14 protein-coding genes are annotated in these 22197 nt (G+C 63.4%); 2 read left to right on the top strand and 12 right to left on the bottom strand.

Annotated elements, in window-relative coordinates; genetic code table 11:
- Positions 1 to 201 precede the first annotated feature (201 nt).
- Entirely contained in the window at positions 202 to 6117 is a 5916-nt protein-coding gene (gene uvrA, locus F4Y38_02195; protein MXY48088.1) for an excinuclease ABC subunit UvrA, read from the top strand.
- Here the strand turns inward: uvrA and F4Y38_02190 are convergent.
- From F4Y38_02190 to F4Y38_02140, 11 genes are all read right to left on the bottom strand, one after another.
- Entirely contained in the window at positions 6114 to 7205 is a 1092-nt protein-coding gene (locus tag F4Y38_02190; protein MXY48087.1) for a radical SAM protein, read from the bottom strand. The two genes, uvrA and F4Y38_02190, sit on opposite strands and share 4 nt — an antisense overlap.
- Positions 7206 to 7215: 10 nt before the next feature.
- Positions 7216 to 8676: an alkaline phosphatase family protein gene (locus F4Y38_02185; GenBank protein MXY48086.1), complete on the bottom strand. Its 1461-nt coding sequence runs from the start codon at positions 8674 to 8676 to the stop codon at positions 7216 to 7218.
- A 62-nt stretch (positions 8677 to 8738) separates the two neighbouring features.
- The gene (locus F4Y38_02180; GenBank protein ID MXY48085.1) at positions 8739 to 9338 is read right to left on the bottom strand and encodes an ABC transporter substrate-binding protein; all 600 of its coding nucleotides are present in this window, start codon (positions 9336 to 9338) and stop codon (positions 8739 to 8741) included.
- 123 nt (positions 9339 to 9461) lie between these two features.
- Positions 9462 to 10406: a DUF3047 domain-containing protein gene (locus F4Y38_02175; GenBank protein MXY48084.1), complete on the bottom strand. Its 945-nt coding sequence runs from the start codon at positions 10404 to 10406 to the stop codon at positions 9462 to 9464.
- Between the two features lie 32 nt (positions 10407 to 10438).
- Positions 10439 to 12088 carry a TolC family protein gene (locus tag F4Y38_02170; GenBank protein MXY48083.1) on the bottom strand — a complete coding sequence of 550 codons (1650 nt, stop codon included), beginning with the start codon at positions 12086 to 12088 and terminating at the stop codon, positions 10439 to 10441.
- A gap of 61 nt (positions 12089 to 12149) precedes the next feature.
- The gene (locus tag F4Y38_02165) at positions 12150 to 13424 is read right to left on the bottom strand and encodes a hypothetical protein (protein MXY48082.1); all 1275 of its coding nucleotides are present in this window, start codon (positions 13422 to 13424) and stop codon (positions 12150 to 12152) included.
- The gene (locus F4Y38_02160; protein ID MXY48081.1) at positions 13421 to 15004 is read right to left on the bottom strand and encodes an oligosaccharide flippase family protein; all 1584 of its coding nucleotides are present in this window, start codon (positions 15002 to 15004) and stop codon (positions 13421 to 13423) included. The genes F4Y38_02165 and F4Y38_02160 overlap by 4 nt, the downstream gene beginning before the upstream one ends.
- On the bottom strand, positions 14944 to 15717 hold the full coding sequence (locus F4Y38_02155; GenBank protein ID MXY48080.1) for a methyltransferase domain-containing protein: 774 nt from the start codon (positions 15715 to 15717) through the stop codon (positions 14944 to 14946). Before F4Y38_02155 ends, F4Y38_02160 begins: the two co-directional genes overlap by 61 nt.
- Positions 15714 to 17165, bottom strand: coding sequence for an NTP transferase domain-containing protein (locus tag F4Y38_02150; GenBank protein MXY48079.1), 1452 nt, complete (start codon positions 17163 to 17165; stop codon positions 15714 to 15716). The genes F4Y38_02155 and F4Y38_02150 overlap by 4 nt, the downstream gene beginning before the upstream one ends.
- Before the next feature lie 40 nt (positions 17166 to 17205).
- Positions 17206 to 19092, bottom strand: a complete 1887-nt coding sequence (locus F4Y38_02145; GenBank protein ID MXY48078.1) for a M48 family metalloprotease — start codon at positions 19090 to 19092, stop codon at positions 17206 to 17208.
- On the bottom strand, positions 19085 to 19510 hold the full coding sequence (locus F4Y38_02140) for a BlaI/MecI/CopY family transcriptional regulator (protein MXY48077.1): 426 nt from the start codon (positions 19508 to 19510) through the stop codon (positions 19085 to 19087). Before F4Y38_02140 ends, F4Y38_02145 begins: the two co-directional genes overlap by 8 nt.
- Positions 19511 to 19715: 205 nt before the next feature.
- Here F4Y38_02140 and F4Y38_02135 point away from each other — a divergent pair, with 205 nt between their 5' ends.
- Positions 19716 to 20456 (top strand): UDP-2,3-diacylglucosamine diphosphatase, encoded by a 741-nt coding sequence (locus F4Y38_02135; protein ID MXY48076.1) that lies wholly within the window; start codon positions 19716 to 19718, stop codon positions 20454 to 20456.
- Between the two features lie 385 nt (positions 20457 to 20841).
- Here F4Y38_02135 and F4Y38_02130 read toward each other — a convergent pair.
- Positions 20842 to 22197 (bottom strand): collagen-like protein (locus F4Y38_02130; protein ID MXY48075.1); only part of this gene is annotated, 1356 nt, incomplete at its 5' end.

Genomic DNA, 22197 nt, shown 5'->3' with positions numbered 1-22197 from the left:
AAGCAGGATTGGCCGATTGAACGCTGCCGGCAAGGCAGGATCGGCCGCCTGCCGCATCGAGGGACATTTGGTCGAAATCCAGGACCGAACGCCTCAGATTAACCCCCGCCATCACGTATGACAAGCATCTTTTACGTGATCATCCGGGTGTCGTTAAAATACCTTGATTTCTAAACACCCGTATAGCAACTTCCGGTTGCTGTGCCGGCGCGAAACGACCTGATTCTCAACACCTCGGAAACCGACCTTCATCCCATGGGCGGAACGACCATACAGATCAAAGGGGCCCGCGTTCACAACCTGAAGAACGTGAACCTGGACCTGCCGAAAGACGCGCTGATCTGCTTTACCGGCGTATCCGGTTCAGGCAAGTCCTCGCTGGCCTTCGACACCCTCTACGCCGAGGGCCAGCGGCGGTACGTCGAATCGCTCTCCGCCTACGCAAGGCAGTTCCTCGGCCAGATGCAGAAACCGGACGTCGACCGGATCACGGGACTGGCGCCGGCCATTTCCATCGAACAGAAAGCCGCCGGGCTCAATCCCCGGTCCACCGTCGGGACGATCACGGAGATCTACGACTTCCTGCGCGTGCTCTACGCCCGTGTGGGGGTGCCCCACTGCACGAAGTGCGGGGAACGGATCGGGGCGCAGACCCTCGAACAGATCGTCGCCCGGATCCTGGCGCTGCCGGAAGGTACGCGGATGCTCGTCATGGCGCCGGTGATCCAGGGGCGCCGCGGCGAGTACCGTGACCTGTTCGAGGACCTGCGCCGGCAGGGCTATCTGCGGGCACGGGTGAACGGCGAGGTCGTCAACCTCTCCGAAGATCCGGACCTCGACCGCAACATGCGGCACACGATCGAAGTGGTGACGGACCGGCTCGTCATGCGGGAAGACATCCGCACCCGGCTGGTCGAAGCCGTCGAAGGCGCGTTGCACCTGGGACAGGGTACCGTCATGGTCCAGCTAGAGGAAGACGGCCGGACTTCCGACTTGCTCTTCAGCACCCGGTACGCCTGCAACAAGTGCGATCTGAGTTACGAAGAACCGACGCCGCAGCTGTTCTCCTTCAACAGTCCGCAGGGCATGTGCGCCAACTGCCACGGCCTGGGCACCATGATGCGGATCGAACCCAGGCTCATCGTGCCCGATCCGTCGAAGTCCATCAACGAGGGCGCGATCGAACCCCTTGGGACGATCGCCAATCTATGGAAACGGCACTTCTACGAAGGGATCGCCGGGCACGTGGGATTCAGCCTGGATACGCCGTGGGAGCGCCTGGCCGAAGAGGCGCGGCGGGTGGTGCTGTACGGACTGGGCTACAAGCGCATCACCTTTACGTTCCGCAACGGAAAGGGCGGCGAATGGTCGCACAAGGACCGGTTCAACGGGGTCGTAAACGACCTCGAAAAGCGGTACCATACGCTCAAGTCCCAGCGGCACAAGGCCGAACTCGAACGGTACATGGCCATCGGGGAGTGCGACCAATGCCACGGCGAACGCCTGAAGCCCGAAGCGCTGTCCGTCACCCTGGGCGGCCATTCCATCGCCGCGCTGTGCCGGCTGCCCATCCTCGACATCCGCGCGTTCTTCGAGGAACTGTCCCTGTCGGACGCCGAACGCCAGATCGGCGACGAAGCGCTTAAAGAGATCATCGCCCGGCTCGAATTCCTGCTCAACGTGGGCCTCGAATACCTGACGCTCGAACGTACGGCGCCGACGCTTTCCGGCGGGGAGGCGCAGCGCATTCGGCTCGCCAGCCAGATCGGCCGCGGGCTCGTCGGCGTGATGTACGTGCTGGATGAACCGAGCATCGGCCTGCATCCCAGGGACAACCGGCGCCTGCTGGATACCCTGGGCTATTTGCGTGACCAGGGCAATACGGTCATCATCGTCGAACACGATGAAGAGACCATGTGGGCGTCCGACCACATCGTGGATTTCGGCCCGGGCGCAGGCGTCAACGGCGGCGAGATCGTGGCCGAGGGCCGTCCCGGCGTCGTGGCCGCCAGCACGGCTTCGCTGACCGGCCAGTACCTGTGCGGGAAGAAGACGATCCCCGTTCCGGTCTCCCGGCGCGGCGTTAACGACAGTTGGCTGACGATCCTGGGCGCGCGCCAGAACAACCTGAAGAACCTGGACGTCCGACTGCCGGTGGGCCGGTTCACCTGCGTCACGGGCGTGTCCGGTTCGGGCAAGAGCTCGCTGATCAACGATATCCTGTACGCGGCCCTGGCCCGGTCGCTGAACAAGGCCGGCACCCAGCCGGGCGAGTTCGACGGCCTCAAGGGCGTGAGTCACCTGGACAAGGTCATCAATATCGACCAGGCGCCTATCGGCCGCACGCCGAGATCGAACCCGGCGACCTATACGAAAGTCTTCGACGCGATCCGCGCCCTCTTTGCCGAAACCCCGGAGGCCAGGTTGCGTGGCTACAAGCCTGGCCGTTTCAGCTTCAACGTGCGGGGCGGCCGGTGCGAGGCCTGCGAAGGCAACGGCGCGACGCGGGTGGAGATGGATTTCCTGGCGGACATGTGGGTTTCCTGTCCCGTCTGCGAGGGCAGGCGGTTCGACCGTGAGACCCTGGAGGTGAAGTACAAGGGGCATTCCATCGCCGACGTACTCGGGCTGGACGTGCAGGAAGCGCTGGATATCTTCGAGCACGTTCCTTCCATCGCCCGGGTGCTCCGGACCCTCTATGACGTGGGCCTGGGGTATATCAAGCTGGGCCAGCCCGCGCCCACGCTGTCGGGCGGCGAGGCGCAGCGCATCAAGCTGGGGCGCGAGCTGTGCAAGCGCAGCACGGGGCGGACCATGTACGTGCTGGACGAACCCACGACCGGCCTGCACTTCGAAGACATCACCCACCTGCTCGCCGTGCTGAACGCCTTCGTGGACAAGGGAAACACCGTCGTCGTCATCGAGCACAACATCGACGTGATCAAGACCGCCGACTGGATCATCGACCTGGGACCGGAGGGTGGAGAAGCGGGCGGGCGCGTCATCGCCGAGGGGACGCCGGAGACTGTCGCGGACGTCGCCGAATCTTCCACCGGCCAGATCCTGGCCAAGGTGCTGCGGCCTCGCATGTCGCCAGGGCCTTCGGCGGCGACGCCGGCGATTCCGGAATCACTGCCGGCGACCCCAGAATCATTGCCGGCGATTCCGGAATCTACGCCGGCCGCCGGGCAGTCAACGGGTGCAGACGACCGGACCGCCGACGCGGACGGCAAAACTGCCGGAGCAGACGACCGGACCGCCGGAGCAGACGGCCACATCCGGGAGATCACCGTACGCGGCGCGCGGGAACACAACCTGAACGATCTCTCCGTGACGATCCCCCGGGACCGGATGACGGTGTTCACGGGCGTATCGGGCTCGGGGAAGACCTCCCTGGCCCTCGATACGATCTACGCGGAAGGCCAGCGAAGGTACGTGGAATCCCTGTCCGCCTATGCGCGGCAGTTCCTCCAGCAGATGCAGAAACCGAAGGTGGACCACATCGTCGGCCTTTCCCCGGCCATTTCCATCGAACAGAAGTCCCCGGGCCGGAACCCTCGTTCCACGGTGGGTACCATCACGGAGATCTACGAGTACCTGCGAGGGCTCTATGCCCTCGTGGGCGTCCCCCACTGTCCGGCCTGCCGGGTGCCCATCGGCGCGCAGACACCGAGCCAGATCGTGGACCGCATCATGACCCTTCCGGACCGGACCCGCGCCACGCTCCACGCCCCGCTGGAACCCGAAGGCGCCGAGGGGTACGACGTCCTCCTGGACCGGGCCCGCCGGAACGGGTTCATCCGGGTACGCATCGACGGCGAATTGCGGCGGCTTGAGGAGGACATTGAGATCGACCGGCGGCGGCGCCACGAGTTGTGCGTGGTGGTGGACCGGATCGTCATGCAGGGCGACGTGCGCCAGCGCCTGGCCGACTCGGTGGAGACGGCCCTGGAACTTTCGGGAGGGTTGCTGATCGCCGAGGTGGAGGAGCCGGACACCGCCGGACCCCGCGACATCCGTTTCAGCCGGTACTATTCCTGTCCGTCCTGCGGCAACAGCTACGACGAGCCCACGCCCCAGAGCTTCTCCTTCAACCACCGTACGGGCATGTGCCCCGAATGCGAGGGACTCGGTACCCAGCCCGGGATCGATCTGGACCTGCTGATACCCCATCGCGGGAAACCGGTGCGTGAAGCCGCGGCCGCGATCTGGGGGGATGGCGCCGCGGGGGAAGGTGCAGCAGGTGTAAGCCCCATGGGCGAGCGGTCTTTGCTCGACCTGCTGGAACAGGTGGCGTCCTCGCATGGATTTACCCTTGAGACGCCGGTCGACGCCTTGTCGCCGGAACAGCTCCAGGTATTGCTCTATGGAAGCGACCGGTGGGTGGACGACCAGCGAGTACCCGGCCTGTCCTTCCAGTTCCGGGGCATCTTCCCGACGGTGGAACTGGTCGCCCGGTACGCGAACCGCTTCCCTGAGCTGGCCCGTATGCTGCAGCCGACGCCCTGTCCGGCCTGTGAGGGTGGGCGCCTCAGGCCCGAGAGCCTTTCCGTGCTGATCGACGGCGTGTCCATTGCAGGGCTCTGCGCCCTCCCCGTCGACCGCGCCATGGACTTCATCGAGAAGCTGGAACTCTCCGCGTCTCAGCGTGAAGTCGCAGGGGAGGTGTTGACGGAGATCCGAAACCGCGTGCGCTTCCTGCTGGACGTGGGGCTGGAGTACCTGACGCTCGACCGCCGGGCGCCCACGCTATCAGGCGGCGAGGCGCAGCGGATCCGTCTGGCCAGCCAGATCGGATCGGGACTGACCGGTGTGCTCTACGTGCTGGACGAGCCCACGATCGGACTCCACCCACGGGATAACCTCAGGCTGATCGAGGCCCTGGAGAACCTGCGCGATCTCGGCAATACCCTCATCATGGTCGAACACGACCGCGACACGCTGGAACATGCCGACAACCTGGTGGACTTCGGTCCGGGAGCCGGCGTGATCGGGGGCCGGATCGTGGGCCAGGGCGCGCCCGAGTCCCTCAAGGAACATGAGGCTTCGCTCACCGGGCGTTACCTCGCCGACCGGCTGCGCATCGAAGTGCCCACGGACCGCCGCAAGCCGGGCCGCAACCGGCTGCGTATCATCGGGGCCCGCCAGAACAACCTGAAGAACATCGACGTGACGCTGCCCCTCGGCGTCTTCATCTGCGTAACGGGGGTGTCCGGATCGGGGAAGAGCTCCCTTGTCAACGATATCCTGTATCCCGTGCTGGCCTCCACCCTGCACCGCGCCCAGGTCAATCCCGGTCCCCACGACGAGATCAAGGGGCTGCGCTTCGTGGACAAGGTCATCAACATCGACCAGACGCCCATCGGCCATTCCCCCCGGTCGGACCCGTGCACCTACGTCGGGCTCTTCGCGCCGATCCGCCAGCTCTTCGCCCGGACCGTGGAGGCCCGCATGCGGGGGTACGAACCCCGGCGGTTCAGCTTCAACGTGCCCGCGGGCCGCTGCGAGGCCTGCCAGGGACTCGGCGTGCGCAAGATCGAGATGCATTTCCTGGCGGATGTGTGGATGACCTGCGAGGTCTGCGACGGGAAGCGCTTCATGAAGGAGACGCTGGAGGTGACCTACAAGGGCAGGACTATCGCCGATGTCCTGGACATGACCGTGGCCGAGGCCCTCGAGCACTTCGAGAACGTGCCCCGCATCCGGCGCATGCTGCAGACGCTGTACGACGTAGGACTCGACTACATCAAGCTGGGCCAGTCGGCCGTCACGCTATCGGGGGGCGAGGCGCAGCGCGTCAAACTCGCGAAGGAACTCTCCCGGCCGGGCACCGGCAAGACCATCTACCTGCTGGACGAGCCGACCACGGGACTTCACTTCGACGACATCCGCAAGCTGTTGACGGTCCTGAACCGGCTGGTGGACAAGGGGAATACGGTGCTGGTAATCGAGCACAACCTGGACATCATCAAGACGGCAGACTGGATCGTCGATCTCGGACCGGAAGGTGGTGACCGGGGCGGTCACGTGGTTGCCGCGGGGACGCCCGAGGAGATCGCCGGATCGCTGTCCCATACCGGGCGGATACTATCGAGAGAACTGGCGGGGGTCGATTAGACGCCCGCTTTCCAAACCCTCTCAAGGCCTTCCCACAACCTGCCGATCTTCAACGAAGATTCCGTCTCGCCCCGGCAACTGTACCAGCACCGGTTGCAATCGATCTTTTTCGAGACCTTTTTGAAGTCGGCATATCCGGACTGTACGGGCAGTTCCGCGCAGGGCTTTATGTCACCGTCGGGGGTCAGTTGCACCAGCCACTTGCCGGCCGCCGTGCAGGACCGCGTGAGAGTATCCTGGAAATAGGCGGGGATGCGGCGCAGGTACCAGGCGGAACTGACGATGTTGCCCAACCGGGACTTCTGGTAGATCAGGTCCTCGATCACGGATTCCAGCCGTTCGGCGTGGGCGGGATCCACCAGGTGGGTTTCGTTCCCGTTCTTGAAGTCGCTGTAGCAGCTGTAGGAAACCTTCGCGCCTATGGTTCGCGCCAGGTGCGCTATAGGCACGACGTGGTCCAGGTTCTCCCGCATGATCACCGTGTTGAAGATCACGTTGACCCCCCGGGCCGTCAACTGGGGCACGAGCGTGGTGATATGCTCGTAGAGACCCTCGATGCCCCGTTCCTCGTCGTGTTCGCGTCCGATATAATTCAACGAAATCGAAATGTGGTCCAGGCCGGCATCCCACAGGGCCATGGCCTTTTCCACGGTCAGCAGAGATCCGTGGGTGACCATGCCGATGTAGACGAATCCCAGGGATTCCTTGATGCGCCTTACCGCCTCGGGCAGTTGCTTGTTGATCGTGGGTTCCCCGCCGGTCAGGGTGACCGTCAGGGGGTTCAGCTTCCGCAGCGCCGCAACGTAATCGTAATCGCCCAGCTTGCCCGAACGTTTCGTCTTCCAGTAATCACAGAAATCGCAGGTGGCGTTGCACAGGTAGGTCACCTCCATGTTCACCACCATCGGCCCGCCCTTCAATCGCACCCACAGGTATTTGAGCAGGGCTCGAAGCTTCGTAGCGAGGGACATGGGCCGCAACAACGTCCGGTCGTACCCGAGATAGCCCGCGTCCGGCTGCAGTGGGGGAGGCGCGGGAGACGGCGCGATGGGTTCCACCGCCGGTGAGATCTGAACCTGTTCGGACATGAATGCGCTCCTACGCCACCGCGCGCGGGGCGGCGGTGACGGAATCTCTGCCGTCTATAGTCCCCTTGACGGTGCGTCCCGTCAGGTTCAGCATGGCGGGGAACACGTCCACGGTGCGGACGCATTCCGCCGCAATGTCCGTGTTCATCATCAAAGGCACGTGCATATGGTCGCGATGCAATGAACCGTGGGTCGACTTGTGCTCGGGATGTTCATGCCGGTATCTCAGATCGTAGCCCTGCCGTGCGCTGACGATCATGTCTCCGGACCGCGGCGAACCGAAGACGCGCAGCAGTTGGTAAGGCGCGTCGGGATAGTCCGTGTCGAACGTGGCGGAGAGCATCTGCTCATCGGACGCTTCGGCCGGCATGCCGCCGTAGCCGAAAGGATCCTTGCCCTCGAGCACCCGGTATGCGATACCGCCGGACACCTCCCTGATTTCACTGATCCCCCGGCGCCCGCAGACGATGACCGAGTCCTCCCGGGTCGCCGCCACCAGGTCCACCGCCTCCTGCTCGAGCAGGGCTTCAATCGGATCGGTTTCCCCCAGTGCGCGGATCTCATCGTATGAAGGCCTTTCTTTCCAGGTCTCGCCCTTCTTCAGGTAAATATGCGCCATGCCGTTGCCCGAAACCATCATTGCCGCGTCGCATCCACTGCGCAGGATCCGGGGATAGTACAGCGTGTTGAATCCGATTTCGTCGAGAAAGGACCATAGCTCGAAATGCGTGTGGGTGGAGGTCAGGCCATGATCGCTGGAGACCACGAGAAGCGTGTCGTCCAGCCTGTTCAGCCGCTGAAGCCGCTCCGCCAGCCTGCCGAATCCCCGGTCGAATGCCCGGTAGGCCTCCAACGTGGTGTCCGAAAACGGATCGGTGTAATGGGAGTATTCGTCCACCGCCGGGAATACGACCGACAGGAAATCAACGCCCCGGTCGACGGCCCGGTCGATGTACCTCCAGGCCGCTGCGTCCATGACCTGCCAACGGCCGGATAAATGGGCGTAATACAAGTACCAGTTCCTGGTCAGCAACGTTCGGTTTTCGAATATGCCCAACCCTTTGTTAAATAAGCTGAACACCCCCGCCGGGCGGTCGAAGTATTCGAAGGCGGTTTGGATACCGTCCCTCAGATCGCTGTCGATACACAATCCTCCCGGTCCCACGTAACTGCGCGCCTGCCCGAAATGGGTAAACCCCTCCGGCCGGGACCGGTCGAACCAGCGGATGCCGGGGAGATTGCACGTACCGGGCGTACAGCCGGTCAGAAAGGGCACATGGGCCGGACCGGTCGTGGACGGGAACGAGGTCACCGCTTTCCGGTAATCTCCCCGGTCGAGGACGTACCGCCGCAGGGACGGAAGTTCGCCGGCCTCGATCAATTTCCGCATAACGTCTTCCCGTGCGCCGTCGACGAGGAAAAAAAAACATCGATTATAGACCGTCGCCGCCATCCCGTCTCCTAAAAACATAGGACATCGTTACATTACTCAATTCAAGTATACATTACAGGCTTGAAAGTATACTCTTTTCACTACTCGATTTCAAGGGTTTTCGCACGCAGGGTGTTGAGCAGTTCGTCGTAGGAGGTCCTGCTGATCTTCTTGTAGAAAGCATCCCGATTGGCCAGCGCGACGCTCGCCCCGTCTATCACCATGTCATAGATGAGCCATTCCCCTTCCTTAAGCTCCATCTTGTAGTCGACGAGCGTTTTGGTGCCCTTGTACCATACCGTCGTTCTCACCAGCGACCGGGTGCCCCGGGTCTCTTCTCCGTCGTAGGTCGTCCTGTCCGACCGCTTGCGCAGCTTGTCGAGGGCCCGGCTTTCGGTCCACCTGCGCAGGACCGAAACGAACTCCTCCCGCTCGTTGTCCGTCCGCTCCCGCCAGTGCCTGCCGAGTGAAATGCGGCTGTGCCGTTCGAAATCGAACCCGGAGACGACGGCGTGGCGTACCAGGCTGTCTATTGCCGCTTCGGTGGTGGCCCCGTCCAGGGCGCGGAGCGCGGCGTCCCGCTGCTTCAGCGTTTCGATGGGCGAGTATTTCTGCGCGTAACTCCCGAAAGCCAGCAGCGACACCGCAGCCCAGGCGGCAAAGCATCCCAGGCGGCGGACCGCACGGCGATTCACATGCATTTCCCACCTCCATCCTTTTATGCTTCCGGCCGGATCGCCGGATCGGCCTGATCGCACGACCCCGCCGGACCGCCCGGATCGTCAGGATCGCCCGGATCGTCAGGATCGTCCAAACCGGCCGGGTCAGGACCCGGTGTCCCGGCGATAAACCACGAAGTCGTCGTAGTCTCCCTTCGAATCCGTTCCCGTCGCGTTGCCATCCGTCAGAATGCCGATCCCGACGGCTTTCCGGGGCGGCTTCTTCCCGAAGATCCGGACATAGTCCGCATGCACGTCGACCGACTCCTCGACCCACTGTCCGAGTTTCTCCTCCCCGCTCTCGAGCACGATCACGTGGGGACGGCCGATGCCTTCGCGGCGGTAGTGCGTACCGACGGGAACGGTGGTGCTCCAGACATATTTCAGGGTCTTGGGCACGCCGATGAAGTTCTGGTCCAGGACCACGTATACGGCCACGGAACTGTCGTTTTTGGAACGGATGCGTTCATCGCCGTCTTCGGGCAGGACCGTCGCCCTCCACCGCCAGGACAGCACCGGGTATTCGTTCGCATCCCATTCGCTGACTTGCTTGAGAATGATGATGGAGGAGCCGTCGTCGGCCGCGTGGAGATACCGGTTGTCCTTCTCCTCACGGATCGTGTACAAAGTTCGGGCCAGGTCATCGTCGCCACGCCAGGCTTTCCAGGTCAGGGGAAAGCCGCCCGGGGCCGAATCGTCGAAGTCATCAATCGTGATGGACTTACGATGATTGTCGCCACGCTGGGGAAGGGACGCATGGTCAGCATGGTCCGCCCGCGAGACGCCCGAAACGAATGCGGCGGTCTGCGGCCAGACCGTCCAGGCCGTCCTGGATTCCCGGGCCGTCAGCACCTGTGGATCCGTGTCCGTGCGAAGGACGGAAGGCGGATCGATGAACGCGGCGCAGATCAGCAGGCCGGCGCCTGCCAGCAAACCGAAGGCCCTGCCGGACGGCCAACCACGAGGCTTTCCTGCCGGCGTGCCCCGCGCCTTGCCCGCCGATATACCACGTCCCATGTCCGTCTCCCCACGCCTATGGTTCATTCCCATCCTCCGTTCCGTGCTTCAACGCGGCACCGTGATCAGCGCCGTCCATTGTAAATCCCGTTGCCGGTCACATGATCGAGTTCGGCCAACGAAACCCGGTACTGGTACATCGACTGCCGGTGCGCCTGTTGCATCTTCGCATGCGCGGTAAACGCATCCAGCAGTTCCGAACTGTCTCCGGTAACGTCGAAACCCAGTTGAGCCGATGTCAGCCATGCCCTGGCGGAGCGAAGGGCCCGGTCGCTGTTGACTACGTTGGTACGGGCCTCAATCACGTCGCGGTAGGTCTGCTCCACCTGCAGCGCGACGGCGCTCATCGCCTGGGATTCCTTGCTCACCAGCGCTTCCAGTTCCACCTTCCGGGCTAGGTACTTCGCGCGGGTCAGGCCGAAATTGAAGTTCTGGCGCAAGGTAATTACGGCGCCGCCGCGAAGGAAATTGAACTCGTCCCTGAGAAAAGGATTGTCGAGCTCCGGCCTGTGCGGTGCGATGCCCCACTGGAGCGATCCCGCCAGGGCGATCTGGGGGTAGAAGTCGCTCCTGGCCACCTTCAGCAGCGCCCGGCGGGCCAGCACTCCGGCCCTCAGCTGCCGGATGTCGTACCGCCGGTTCTTCGCCCGTTCTATATAAACGTCCAGTTCTTCGAGGTCCGCCGTTTCGATCTCCGCGGCCCTATGGACGATATCGAAATCAACGGAGCGGTCTATTTCGAGTAGGGTCTTCAGCGCCGCCTTCCCCATTTCGATCGACTTCTCGGTCCGCGCCCGGCTCTGCTGCACTTCGAATTCGAAGACATCGATTTTCAACAGGTCGTTCTGGCCGACGTCTTCCGAGTCCTCCTCGATCATCTCGTTTACGCGGTCCCGGGCCTCCTGTACCTTTTCTACGCTATCCAGGATGATGTCCCTGAGTTCCCCCGCCAGTACGAGTCCATAGAACAACTTCTTCACCTGGAACGCCACCTCGAACTTACGGGATTCCACGGCTGCCTCGCCCGCTTCGAGACCGTATCCGGCCGCCTTCTTCGCGTTGCTGAGCTTCCCGAAGGTGTACAGCGGCTGGACCAGTTCGATCTGCGTGCGTGAGAAAACGCCCAGATCGGTCAAGTCGCTCCGGATGGTCTCGATCTCTTCCGTATCGCCTTCTATGCCCGGCGCGGGACCGAAGATATTGGTCCACTGCAACCGGGGCGTGATGCCCGCGAATCTCGCTTCGCTCAACCTGGCTTCCAGGCCTTCGACGGTAAGGATCGCCTGTTCGATATCCGGGCTGACCCGCAACGCCCGGTCGACGCATTGTTCCAGCGTCATCCGGACGGCCTGGGCGGCCTGGGCGGCCTGGTCGGCCTGGACGGCCTGGTTATCCTGGTCGGCCTGGTCGGATCCTCCCGGACCATGCGCGAATACCGGCCCCGCAATCAGCGATACCGCCAGGATGTGGGCCAGAACACGAAACACGATGCCTCCGCTTCTCGCAGGGGTCTTCACACCGTACGGGTCGACGCGCCGTGATAACTGTGGTCGCCGACCCGCCATAATCAATGTAGTCGCCGACTCACTGTGGTCGCCGTAATCGCCGACTCGCCTCATGCGACGACCCACCGTAATCGAAAATGCGCCCTTTCTCAAGTATATTAAACGCGCCCGCCCACCTATTGATCCAACAAATAGCGATGGCCGCTCCATGCACGGAAGTGGCACATCCGGCGAGCGTACCCGGTTCCCTTCGTTCTCTCGACCGGCGGAATCAGGACCTGTCGGCAGGCGACGGTTGCGACAGTAGCCAGATCGCCCGCGTCCAATGGAACGCCGCCGTGATTACCGTCCAGATCGCCACGCAGGTGAACGCTTCCTCCGGCATGCCGACGGCCATACCCGCCAGCAGCACCAGGACATTCGTATTGCGCCGGGCGCCGATACGGCGAAAGAAGCGATCCACGGGCGCGTAGTCAAACAGTTCTATGCCCTGCCTGGACTTGAACATCCCCGTGGCCGCCTTGTCAAGCAGATAAAAGAACGTGATCACCGTGGCGAGCACAAAGGGACCGACCACCTCGCCGCCGGCGCTGAGCATCCACCCCAGTGCCCAGTACCAGGTCAGTTCCCAGACTACGTCCAGGATATGTTCGAAACGGTCCCCGAACCGGGTGCACCGCACCGTCACGCGGGCCAACTTGCCGTCGACACCGTCCAGCACCCCGACGATGAAGGCGATCACCAGTCCGGCGGCGAGGTATCCCGTGCCCATCTGCCCCGCGGCCAGAAGACCGGTGGTCAGAAAGGCGAGCAGTACGGAGAGGGAGGTTACCTGGTTCGGCGTCACAGTACTGGCCGAAATCCATTTCGTAATCAGGTTTTCCAGGGGCGGATGGATAAACTCCGCGGGAAAATCCAGCGTACCCTTCTGTGCGGCGTCGGTCAGCAGGGCTTCCGCCCGGCGGATCTTCAGGTCCGAATCGACGACCAGCCACCAGGGGGGCAGGCTACGGCGCAGATCCACGATATAGGGATCCATTTCGCGCAGGTCGAATACCGGACAGGTCGATTCCTGCGCCGAGTCCAGCGCGGACCACAACGACTCCGAGCCGGTCCAGGACGACGCGAGTCCTGCAAGGAAGTCCGAGTCCGCCACCAGCAGCCTGCAGGATTCCCTGACCGCCGGGTCCACGGCTCTCCGGATCGGGCCTTCGTCGATCATTGCCCGTAGAACCCGAGGATCGTACAGGTGACCGGCCTCCATGACCAGGGCCGTTTCGTCTTTCCCGGGCAGCCACAGGGTGGGGCTTTCGTCCGTACGTACGTAATCGACGGCGTCCAGTTCCCGGTACCAGCGATCGTCGAATCCGTCGACCCGGATATTCGATCCCCGCCCGGGCGAAGGTCCGACAACCGTGACCTGCCCGGCCCCCAGGGAAGCGAAGACCCGGAGGTGCCGCTCCAGCAACGAAATGCCGTAAATCGACCGGCCGGCGCCGGCCGCCAGGGATTCCGTATCCGCGAACAGGATTACGCTGAATCTCATGGTCCGCCCCGTCCGCGCAAGCGCCGAAGGGCGACCCGGTCATCCTCCTCCAACCCCAGGAGACCCAGTACGCCCAGGTAGGCGGCCAGGAAGATCGTGGGCAGCGCGGCCATGCGAAGCCACGGGATATCAGTCGCGTAGACGCCCGCCAGGTATGCGCACGCGAAGGCGGGGACCGCCGCGGCGCATGGCTTCAGGATGCGCCAGGACAGGGGAAGGATCCGGAACAGGTGATACACTTCGGCCAGGCGGATCAGCGTCAACAGTCCGAACGCCGCCAGCGTTCCCAGGGCTGCGCCCAGGATGCCCAGGGCCGGTATCAGCCACAGGTTCAGGACGAAATTGACCACCACGACCGCGACGGTGTTCACGAGATTCAGCCAGGGCCGGCCCGACATGATGAGCACGGTATCGCCCGAACCCATGGCGGCGTAGACGACCTGGCTCATGGCCAGGACGACCATCGTCATGAATCCCGCAACGAATTCGGGTCCGAAAAGTCCAAGCAATTCATTTCCGACCAGCGACACCACGCAGAGGAACGCCAGGCCGATGGTCAGCACCCACCGGGTGACCAGCCGCAGATTGAGCTCCAGCCGCCGCAGGTCGTTGCGGTGATTCAGTTCGGCCACGATGGGACTGAAAACGGGGTCGAACCACTGCCGGACTTTCTTGGTCACCAGGGCGATTTCGACCGCGATCACGTAAACGCCCACCTGTGCGGCCGGCAGAAAGTAGCCGACCATGAGCACGTCCAGGCGGATCATGAACATGTAGACCAGTTCATAGCCCATAACCGGGAGCGAGAAGCGGGTCAGCGGTGTGACGGCCCGCAGTGCGCGCAGGTGGGCGAGACAGGCCCGCCAGGAATAGAATCGGGTGAACACGTAAACGGCGTATAGCAGGCCGCAGGCCAGCGCGGCCAGGTGGGCCGCGGCGATGCCGTAGGTGCGCCACCCCGCGTAGAACAGGACACAGGCCGCTCCGAACAGCACCAGCGGCTCGACCGCGCCCCGGACCATGGCGTCGTACTTCATGACCTTGTGCGCCCGGGTGACGCCCAGGATGATCTGGGTCAGGGCGATGAGCGGCAGGCCGACCGCCAGCAGCCGCAGCATGCCGGCAAGCCGGGGCTTGTCGAGCAGGCCGTCCGCCAGTGGGGCCGCACCGGCATAGAGCGCGGCGCCGACCCCCGCGCTCAGCAGCAGGCCCACGCCCAGGGCCTGCGCGATGGTCCGGTGGATGGCCTCCGTTTCCCCGTCCTCGCGCATGCGCGGGATGAAATTGACCAGCCCCTTGTCCAGCGAGAACTGGCCGACCTTCGACACGAGGTCCACGATCGTCCACCCGAGCATGTACAGACCGAAGATCTCGGCGCCGAACAGCCGCGTTAGGACGATGAACGACACGGACTTGATCAGCCGCGCTACCGTTCCAATGAAATTGACGGCCGCGCCCCGGGCGATCGTCGATGCGTCGGACCGGGACCGGGCCGGAGCCGGTTGCTCCTGGGTACGTGTCATGATGGGGGATTCGCCGGACCGGGGGTCATCCTGTCCGCTTCGATCAACAGGGTCCATCCCCGTTGATTCCCGGTGAACAGGTTGAAGACCGCGGATATCATCCTGCCGGCCGATACCAGTCCCAACCGGATCACCGCCGCCGGGACCGCGTGCATGCGCTCCGTGGCGTAGCTCAGCCGGATCAACGCCAGGTCCAGCCGGGAACGAAGCAGGTACCGGTGCCTGATCAGTCTGAATCCACAGGCTTCCAGCAACGAGCCGACCGACGGGTGCGTATAGAATTGCAGGACGCTGTGGCGCTTCCGGTGCTCGTCGCGCCAGGGCTCGCCGATCTCCTCGAGGCTCAGGCTGTCCAGCGTCAGCAGGATGCGCCCCCCGGGCCGCAACACGCGCCACATCTCACGCAGCGTCTGCCTGTCGTCCGGCAGGTGCTCGAAGACACACAGGCTCATGACCGTGTCGAACTGCCCCGACCGAAGGGGGAACGCGTCCGAATGGGCACAGACGAAACCCGTGAAGGGCGTCTTGTGGTGGACCTGGGCACGGCGCAACTGGTTCCGGTCCAGGTCGAAACCGAACACCCGGGCGCCCCGTAGGGCGACCCGGTAGTCATAGGTCCCTTCTCCGCAGCCGATATCGAGAATACGCTCGCCTTTGCGCGGCTTCAGCCAGCGTAACGCGGGGACCGTTTCCTGGGCCCTGCGGAAGTTGAAGTCCTTCCTGAGCCGGAGGGCGAAGAGTCCCCTTGCACGGTCCAGCAACCCGCTCATGAGCGCATGTCCCCGGCCACCGCCCGGTCACGCGCCAGCAGCCTTCCCGTCGAAATGAATATGGCCAGGCCCATGGCCAGGCCGCCGGCCGTAACGGTCCAGAACATCCAGTTCAGCAGGTCGAGGGCGGCGAAGCACAGCAGCAGCATGGTAAAGAAATCCCGTTTGGCCATCATCCTGAACAGGTTGAGCAGCCTGGAGAAGAGGTGGCGCCGTCGCCCGACGGCGTGCTCTTCGAAGGCCCGGTTGAACCGGACAAGGCTGCCGCTCCCCCCGGTCTGCAGCAGATAGTAGTACATCACGAGAATCGAGACGGCCACCACGGCGACGGATCCCAGGCCGAGGGTCCGGATTACCGTTTCCCCGGAGCCGCCCGCGTAGGCCCAGACCACGGCCGCGAAGAACGCCAGGTAGGTCAGGTTGTCCGTGATCGTGTCGAGCCACGAGCCGTATTTCGATTCGCGGAAGGTCAGCACCGCCACTTCCCCGTCGCAGCCGTCGAGGATGGACGAAACCTGGAACAGCAGCGCGCCCAGCAGCACCGGCCAGTAGGTGCCGTCCAGCACGGACCACGCCCCGGCCAGGCCGGTAAGGAATGTGGCCAGGGTCACCATGTTCGGAGTGACCGGCGTCCGGACCAGCCACCGGCTGATGCGGGTCGAAACCGGCCGGTTGATATGCCGGGACACCCAGCCGTCGGTGGGTTTTACCAGGCGACCCAGCAGGGCCTTTTCGCCATGGGCCAGCATCTCGGGCGTATCCACGTCCTGCCAGTAACCATCGCCCACGTCGAAGGCGCGCATCCGCCCTTCCGCGGCAAGCGCCCGGATGCCGTCGCTCAACGCGCAGCCCTCCGGTCCTTCCACGGTATCGAGGGCGTCGAACAGGGCCGGCGTACAGAGGAACATGCCGGTGTCGACCGCGTTGAACGCTTGCAGTTCCTTATCGATGCGCACCACCTTATCCCCGTGCACTTCGACCTTGGTCGCGTCGTCCACGTCGTACACGCGGTCGATTTTCCGGTCGACGGCGAGCAGGCACTCCCCATCGGTCACCGGTTCCTCGAGCAGACGCTCCAGCGTCCGTTGCTCGAAGAGGTGATCGGCCATGAGCAGCACGAACGGTTCCGCCAGGCGGGAGCGGGCGGCCAGGGCGGAAACCCCGTTGGGCAGATGCCATCGTTCATTGTGGACCCATTCGATCTCGAGGGCGTCCAGACCGGGATCGTTTGAAAGGACCTCGTGAAACCGGTCGGCCTCGTACCCCGTTACGATCACGAACCGCGTTACGCCGGCCCGCGCGGCCGTCAGTATGATCCGCTTGATCAACGGTACGCCGCACAGCTTCAACAGGGGTTTGGGCACCGGACCGGTGACGGCCTGAAGGCGCACTCCCGCGCCGCCGGCGATGATGAGCGCCGGGGCCGCTCTTCGGGGATGATGATCCATTTGATAAAGATTCAGATGGCCATGTGGAAGAAGGAAGAAGCTAGAAGATCGCGGAAAAGCCCAGTGTCATCTCCGGGTAAGGACGAGAGATGACATCCAGTTCCTTCCGGTAGGATGCCTGTACGACCACGGCGACGTGCCGTTCCCAGAAGTATCGCAGCCCGACCCCGGCGTCGATGATGGTCATGTTCCGGTTCTGCGGCCTGATCTCCATGCCGGCGCCCCATCCGAAGAAAGGCGTGAAGGAATCGCCCGGAACGAGCAGATTGTACCGGTAGAAGGCGCCGATCCGGGTGATCCGTTCGGCCTGCTCTTCATCGGAGGTCTCAATCACCGTCCCTTGCGCCGACGAGGAACCGAAACCGGCCAGCCTCCGGGCTCGAAGGAGGGAACCGCCGTACGGGGCGCCGGAGGACCGCTGTGTATTGTCAAAGGCTTCCGTATCGTTGGGCCTTCGAATGGAAAACACGCCGCCGAACTGGTGGGTCGGAGTAATGAAATAGCCGGCGCTCAGGGAGACCGTACCGGGATCGAACAGCTCATTGCCGGTCCGGCCCACGCCCTGCACCTCGATCCGTCCCTGCCTGACCTGGTTGCCCGCAGACAGGGTCCGAGCCGGGATGACCGGGGCGGCGGCATGTCCGAGCGCAGCGGGGTTGATCCGTTCGCGCTCCGTGGATCCGAATTTCCCGTCCGGGGGACGGACAGCCGGTTTTTGCATCATGACGGCCATGGACCGGCGCGGCGCGGGCCGGCCGTCTACCATGGTCCGGCGAATGGCTGGACGGATCGGCGCTTGAGGTGCGTCTGCCGCCCGCGCGACCTGCGTCTCGGGACCCGGATCTTCGTGATGCTGCGTACCGGGCACCGTATCGATCCGGACGGGAACCGCCGGTTCGCCGGGCATGCTCGTCCGAGGCGGTACGGTCGCGTCTCCGGGGGTTTCGACCGCCGGCCGCAACAGGGGCATGACCGCGATCAGCGAGCAGATACCGGCGGCGAGCAACGGGAAGAAGGCACGGTCCTTCCGGTTCACCGTCGAACCGAGCACGTCCCGGATACGCTGGGCCGCCATGGAGGCCGACCGCGCCAGTTCGAGGGCGGCCTGCCAGTGCGTCCGGACCCTGCCCGTGGCTACCTTCAACAGGGTGGACGCATAACGCTCCGGTTGCCTGGAAACACGCACGACGTTCGCGTCGCAGGCCCGCTCCGCCTCGATCCCGGCACGATACGCGGCGTACCATACCGCCGGGTGGAAGAAGAAAAAGAACCTGCTGAACTGGATCAGGAAGACCGTAAGGTGGTCCCGCCGGGCATAATGGGCCAGTTCATGAAGCAGGACCTGCCTGAGTTCCGCGCTGGAAAGCTCCAGGATGCACCAGGAGGGGATCACGACGGCGGGGCGCCCGGCGGCGATCAGGACGGGTACCTCGAACTCGTCGGAGACCCGCAGGGCCACTTTGCGTTTCAAGCCCGATTCGGCCAGGCACCGGTCGAATAGCGCGGCTACCCGGGGGACGGCGACCGGGACGGACCGCCGCCTTCTCCGGGTCATGGTGATGACCGATGAACCGATGCGGTAGAGGCCGAAACCGGCGAAACCCATCCAGACCAGACCCGCGACGGCGTAGACTACGGATGCCAGGGCGCTGTGACCGCCCGTGGCAGGCACACCATGGCTTGCCATCGACGCCCACGGGATTTCGAACGGTCCATGCCAGGGCAGCACGAGGGTCAGCAGCGGCTTGGCCAGCACCAGCAGCCAGAGGAAGTGCCGTATCCTGGCCGGGCATCCCGGGTTCACGAACAGCAGCACCCAGACCAGGACGCCCAGAAGCAACGCTTCCAGGCTCGGAAGCCACAACAGGTCCACGACCTGCCGGCCAAACCGTTCGAAGAGGCTTATGGCGTGGACGGAATCAATCATCCGATGCCTCCGGCTTCGTCTCCGGGGTGTCCGACGTCTCCAAAGCCAACCGGTCCAGCAGTTTGCGCAGGCTCTCGGCTTCTTCCGCGGTCAACGCGTCCGATTCGATCAGGTGCAGCACCAGAGACTGCGGCGATCCGGCGAACAGCTTGTCCACGACGGCCCGGACGGTTTCACGGCGCACGCCCTCGGGTTTCAGAATGGCGGTGTAGACATAGGCCCGGCCTTCGCGGGTATACCGGACGACGCCCTTCTGCGTGAGTATGGACAGGACCGTCTGCACCGTGGTATACGCCAGGGGACGCTGGTTTCGTAGCGAATCGACGATCTGGCGCACCGTTGCCCGTCCCAGCCGCCAGACGACGTTCATGATATCGATTTCCAGGTCCGTCAACGACGACAGCTTCTTTCTCGCCATCCGTTCCCTTCTCCGGTTCACCACGCCGACGCGTCCGGGCCGGGGTGTTCGCGCACTGCGATTGCGACCAAAGATTTCGTTAGTTAAATATATGCCCTAATGTATTTTAATTAACGCGCGCACGGCGAATTGTCAATCCAAAGTTATCCCCCTGGATCCCCGGAAAACCGGCGTTTGCCAGCCTTTTTCGGACCTGGTGCCTGATATGAGTCTTAAACCCGTCTACTTCATTTCCGACGCCCACCTCGGCACCGACGATTATGCGGCGGAAGAACGTAGAAGAGATCGGTTGCTGGACTTCCTGCGAAGTCTCAGGGGCCGGGCCGGTCATCTGTACATCGTGGGCGATCTGTTCGATTTCTGGTTCGAGTACCGCACCGTGGTACCGCGCCAGCACTACACGGTGCTGCACGCACTGAGCTCGCTGGTTGAAAGCGGCGTCCGGGTCACCTACCTCGCCGGAAACCACGACTTCTGGCTGGGGACCTTCCTGGACGAGCAGGTCGGGGTGGAAACGGCCGAGGGACCGCTGACTGTAACCCATCACGGCCGGAGGATACATATCGCCCACGGCCACGGCCTCATATCCAGGGACCTTGGATACCGCCTGCTTTCGAAGATCATGCACAGCGCCTTCAGCATCCGCCTGTTTCAGCTGATTCACCCGGACTGCGGCTTCAGGATCGGCCGCCTGGCCTCGCGGCTGAGCAGGCGCCACGGCACACCCACGACGTGGGACCCGCGGGAAGCTTACCGGGACCTGGCCTTCTCACTACTCGATAAGGGTTACGACGCGGTGGTCTTCGGGCACAACCACTGCCCGACTCTGCAGCACAGGGAGGACAAGGTCTACATCAACCTGGGGGACTGGCTACAGCACGACACCTATGGCCTGTTGTGCGACGGAGTGATGACCCTGGAGCGGTACGGTTCCCCGGGGGGATAAGCGCGGAACGAAATCAGCGAACGGCGGGTTGGGCTCACCTTCCTGCTTGCCACGCTCCAGTCTGTAACGCCGAATGTAGCACATCCTGCAAAGAAAAAGCCCCAGCACGACAGACTGCCGGGGCTTTTGATGTCAGGCCGTTCGCCCCTTTCAGTGGCCGTAGCTCCTACTCAGGGCGAACGGGAAGGTGTTTCAGGGTGCCTGATACAAATGCATGAGGTTTCCGCGAAGGCTGATCCTCAAGAGAGGATCCTGACCTCATTTTGGATAATCCCGGGCGACACCCCAGAACTTTTACGGTACTTCCAGGATTCTGCCAGCACCCTGGCTACGGGCCCGGATTATCCCGAACCTGGTGAACGGTTATGCGACCTGAAACGACGGTTCAGGGTGCGTTGATCATGATCGGAGCCAGCGGCAGATCCTCGGCGCCGGGAATCGAAACCACCAGGTAGGCCGTTCCGTGACCAACAATCCACTCCTCATCGGTTTGGATGGTAATTGTCCCCAGAGCGTTAGATATCACTACCGGGTTCTGACCTTCGGGAATGGTAATCACGTCCGGGTTCTGGCTACGGACGGTCGCCGTCAAGGTATCATCATTGTTCGAAGTCCTACCGTCAGGACCGACCTCCAGAACCTGGATTTCAAGCACGATGTTCGTGGCAGGCTCAACTGATCTCGCCACCGTTTCATCCTCGTCTGCGGTGTCCGGATCGTCCTCCACGGCAAGCGTCAGGGCCCTTGTACGGTCGGCAGCACTGGACGGGTATGGATTCATCACGTACCTGATGACTCCTGTACCGCCGGCAACGGTGACCATGATCTTGGCCTTGGACTTAATCCCCTGACCCATGGCCCTGATTTCGGCCTTGCCAGTGCTTTCCGCCGTTATGGTGTTGCCGTCCACGCTGACCACGTCGGGTGCGGAACTCACCCAGACGATTTGCGCTTCGGCGCCGGCGATCATTTCTCCGTCCTCTTCGGCATCATAGGCGACGGGCGTCATCAAGTCGATCGAACCGCCGACCGGTAGCACATATGAGGTTGCCTGGCCCGAAGCAAACTCGATCCGCTTGATTTCATCGAGCACATTGACCATCAACTCGATCTCCACGCCTCTGCCCACGGCCGTGATGGTGATCATTGCGCCGGTGGTTGGCGCTACGGCCTCGATCATACCTCCTTCTGCCGAAACAGCTTCGGAGTCGGACGCAAAGGCGAAGTCGACGGAAAGGACCGACCCGTCCTGGCTGGCGGCTTTCGCGGCGATAGTGGTCATATCGCCCACTGCCATGATCAGATCCAGGGTGTTTTCCGTACCTTCCCTGAGGTCGTAGTCAGGTGCGTCATACACGGCGGTCATATCCATATCGCCATCCTGGACCAACTTGATGTGATGAATGTCGGACAGCACGCCGCTATCGATTATCTGATCCGTGTCGACGCCCTCGCCCTGAGGACCTTGCGGACCTTCAGGACCTTGCGGACCTTCGGGACCTTGCGGACCTTCGGGACCTTGCGGGCCTTCGGGACCTTGCGGGCCTTCGGGGCCGGCAGGACCTTCGGGACCGGCGGGACCTTCGGGACCGGCGGGGCCCTGATCACCCTGATCACCTTGGTCACCCTTGGGACCTTGCGGACCTTCGGAACCGGCGGGGCCTTCGGGACCGGCGGGACCCTGAGCACCCTGATCACCCTGATCACCTTGGTCACCCTTGGGACCTTGCGGACCTTCGGG

Source organism: Gemmatimonadota bacterium (genome assembly GCA_009838645.1).
Lineage (GTDB): Bacteria > JAAXHH01 > JAAXHH01 > JAAXHH01 > JAAXHH01 > JAAXHH01.
This window is presented reverse-complemented; position numbering and strand designations above follow the sequence as displayed.

Excerpts from the sequence above, each read along its gene's own strand:
- F4Y38_02160 (MXY48081.1), bottom strand. The coding sequence starts at position 15,004 with ATGGACCCTGTTGATCGAAGCGGACAGGATGACCCCCGGTCCGGCGAA.
- F4Y38_02175 (MXY48084.1), bottom strand. The coding sequence starts at position 10,406 with ATGGGAATGAACCATAGGCGTGGGGAGACGGACATGGGACGTGGTATA.
- F4Y38_02145 (MXY48078.1), bottom strand. The coding sequence starts at position 19,092 with ATGATTGATTCCGTCCACGCCATAAGCCTCTTCGAACGGTTTGGCCGG.
- F4Y38_02180 (MXY48085.1), bottom strand. The coding sequence starts at position 9,338 with ATGCATGTGAATCGCCGTGCGGTCCGCCGCCTGGGATGCTTTGCCGCC.
- F4Y38_02155 (MXY48080.1), bottom strand. The coding sequence starts at position 15,717 with ATGAGCGGGTTGCTGGACCGTGCAAGGGGACTCTTCGCCCTCCGGCTC.
- F4Y38_02170 (MXY48083.1), bottom strand. The coding sequence starts at position 12,088 with ATGGAGCGGCCATCGCTATTTGTTGGATCAATAGGTGGGCGGGCGCGT.
- F4Y38_02190 (MXY48087.1), bottom strand. The coding sequence starts at position 7,205 with ATGTCCGAACAGGTTCAGATCTCACCGGCGGTGGAACCCATCGCGCCG.
- F4Y38_02185 (MXY48086.1), bottom strand. The coding sequence starts at position 8,676 with ATGTTTTTAGGAGACGGGATGGCGGCGACGGTCTATAATCGATGTTTT.
- F4Y38_02140 (MXY48077.1), bottom strand. The coding sequence starts at position 19,510 with ATGGCGAGAAAGAAGCTGTCGTCGTTGACGGACCTGGAAATCGATATC.
- F4Y38_02135 (MXY48076.1), top strand. The coding sequence starts at position 19,716 with ATGAGTCTTAAACCCGTCTACTTCATTTCCGACGCCCACCTCGGCACC.
- F4Y38_02150 (MXY48079.1), bottom strand. The coding sequence starts at position 17,165 with ATGGATCATCATCCCCGAAGAGCGGCCCCGGCGCTCATCATCGCCGGC.
- F4Y38_02165 (MXY48082.1), bottom strand. The coding sequence starts at position 13,424 with ATGAGATTCAGCGTAATCCTGTTCGCGGATACGGAATCCCTGGCGGCC.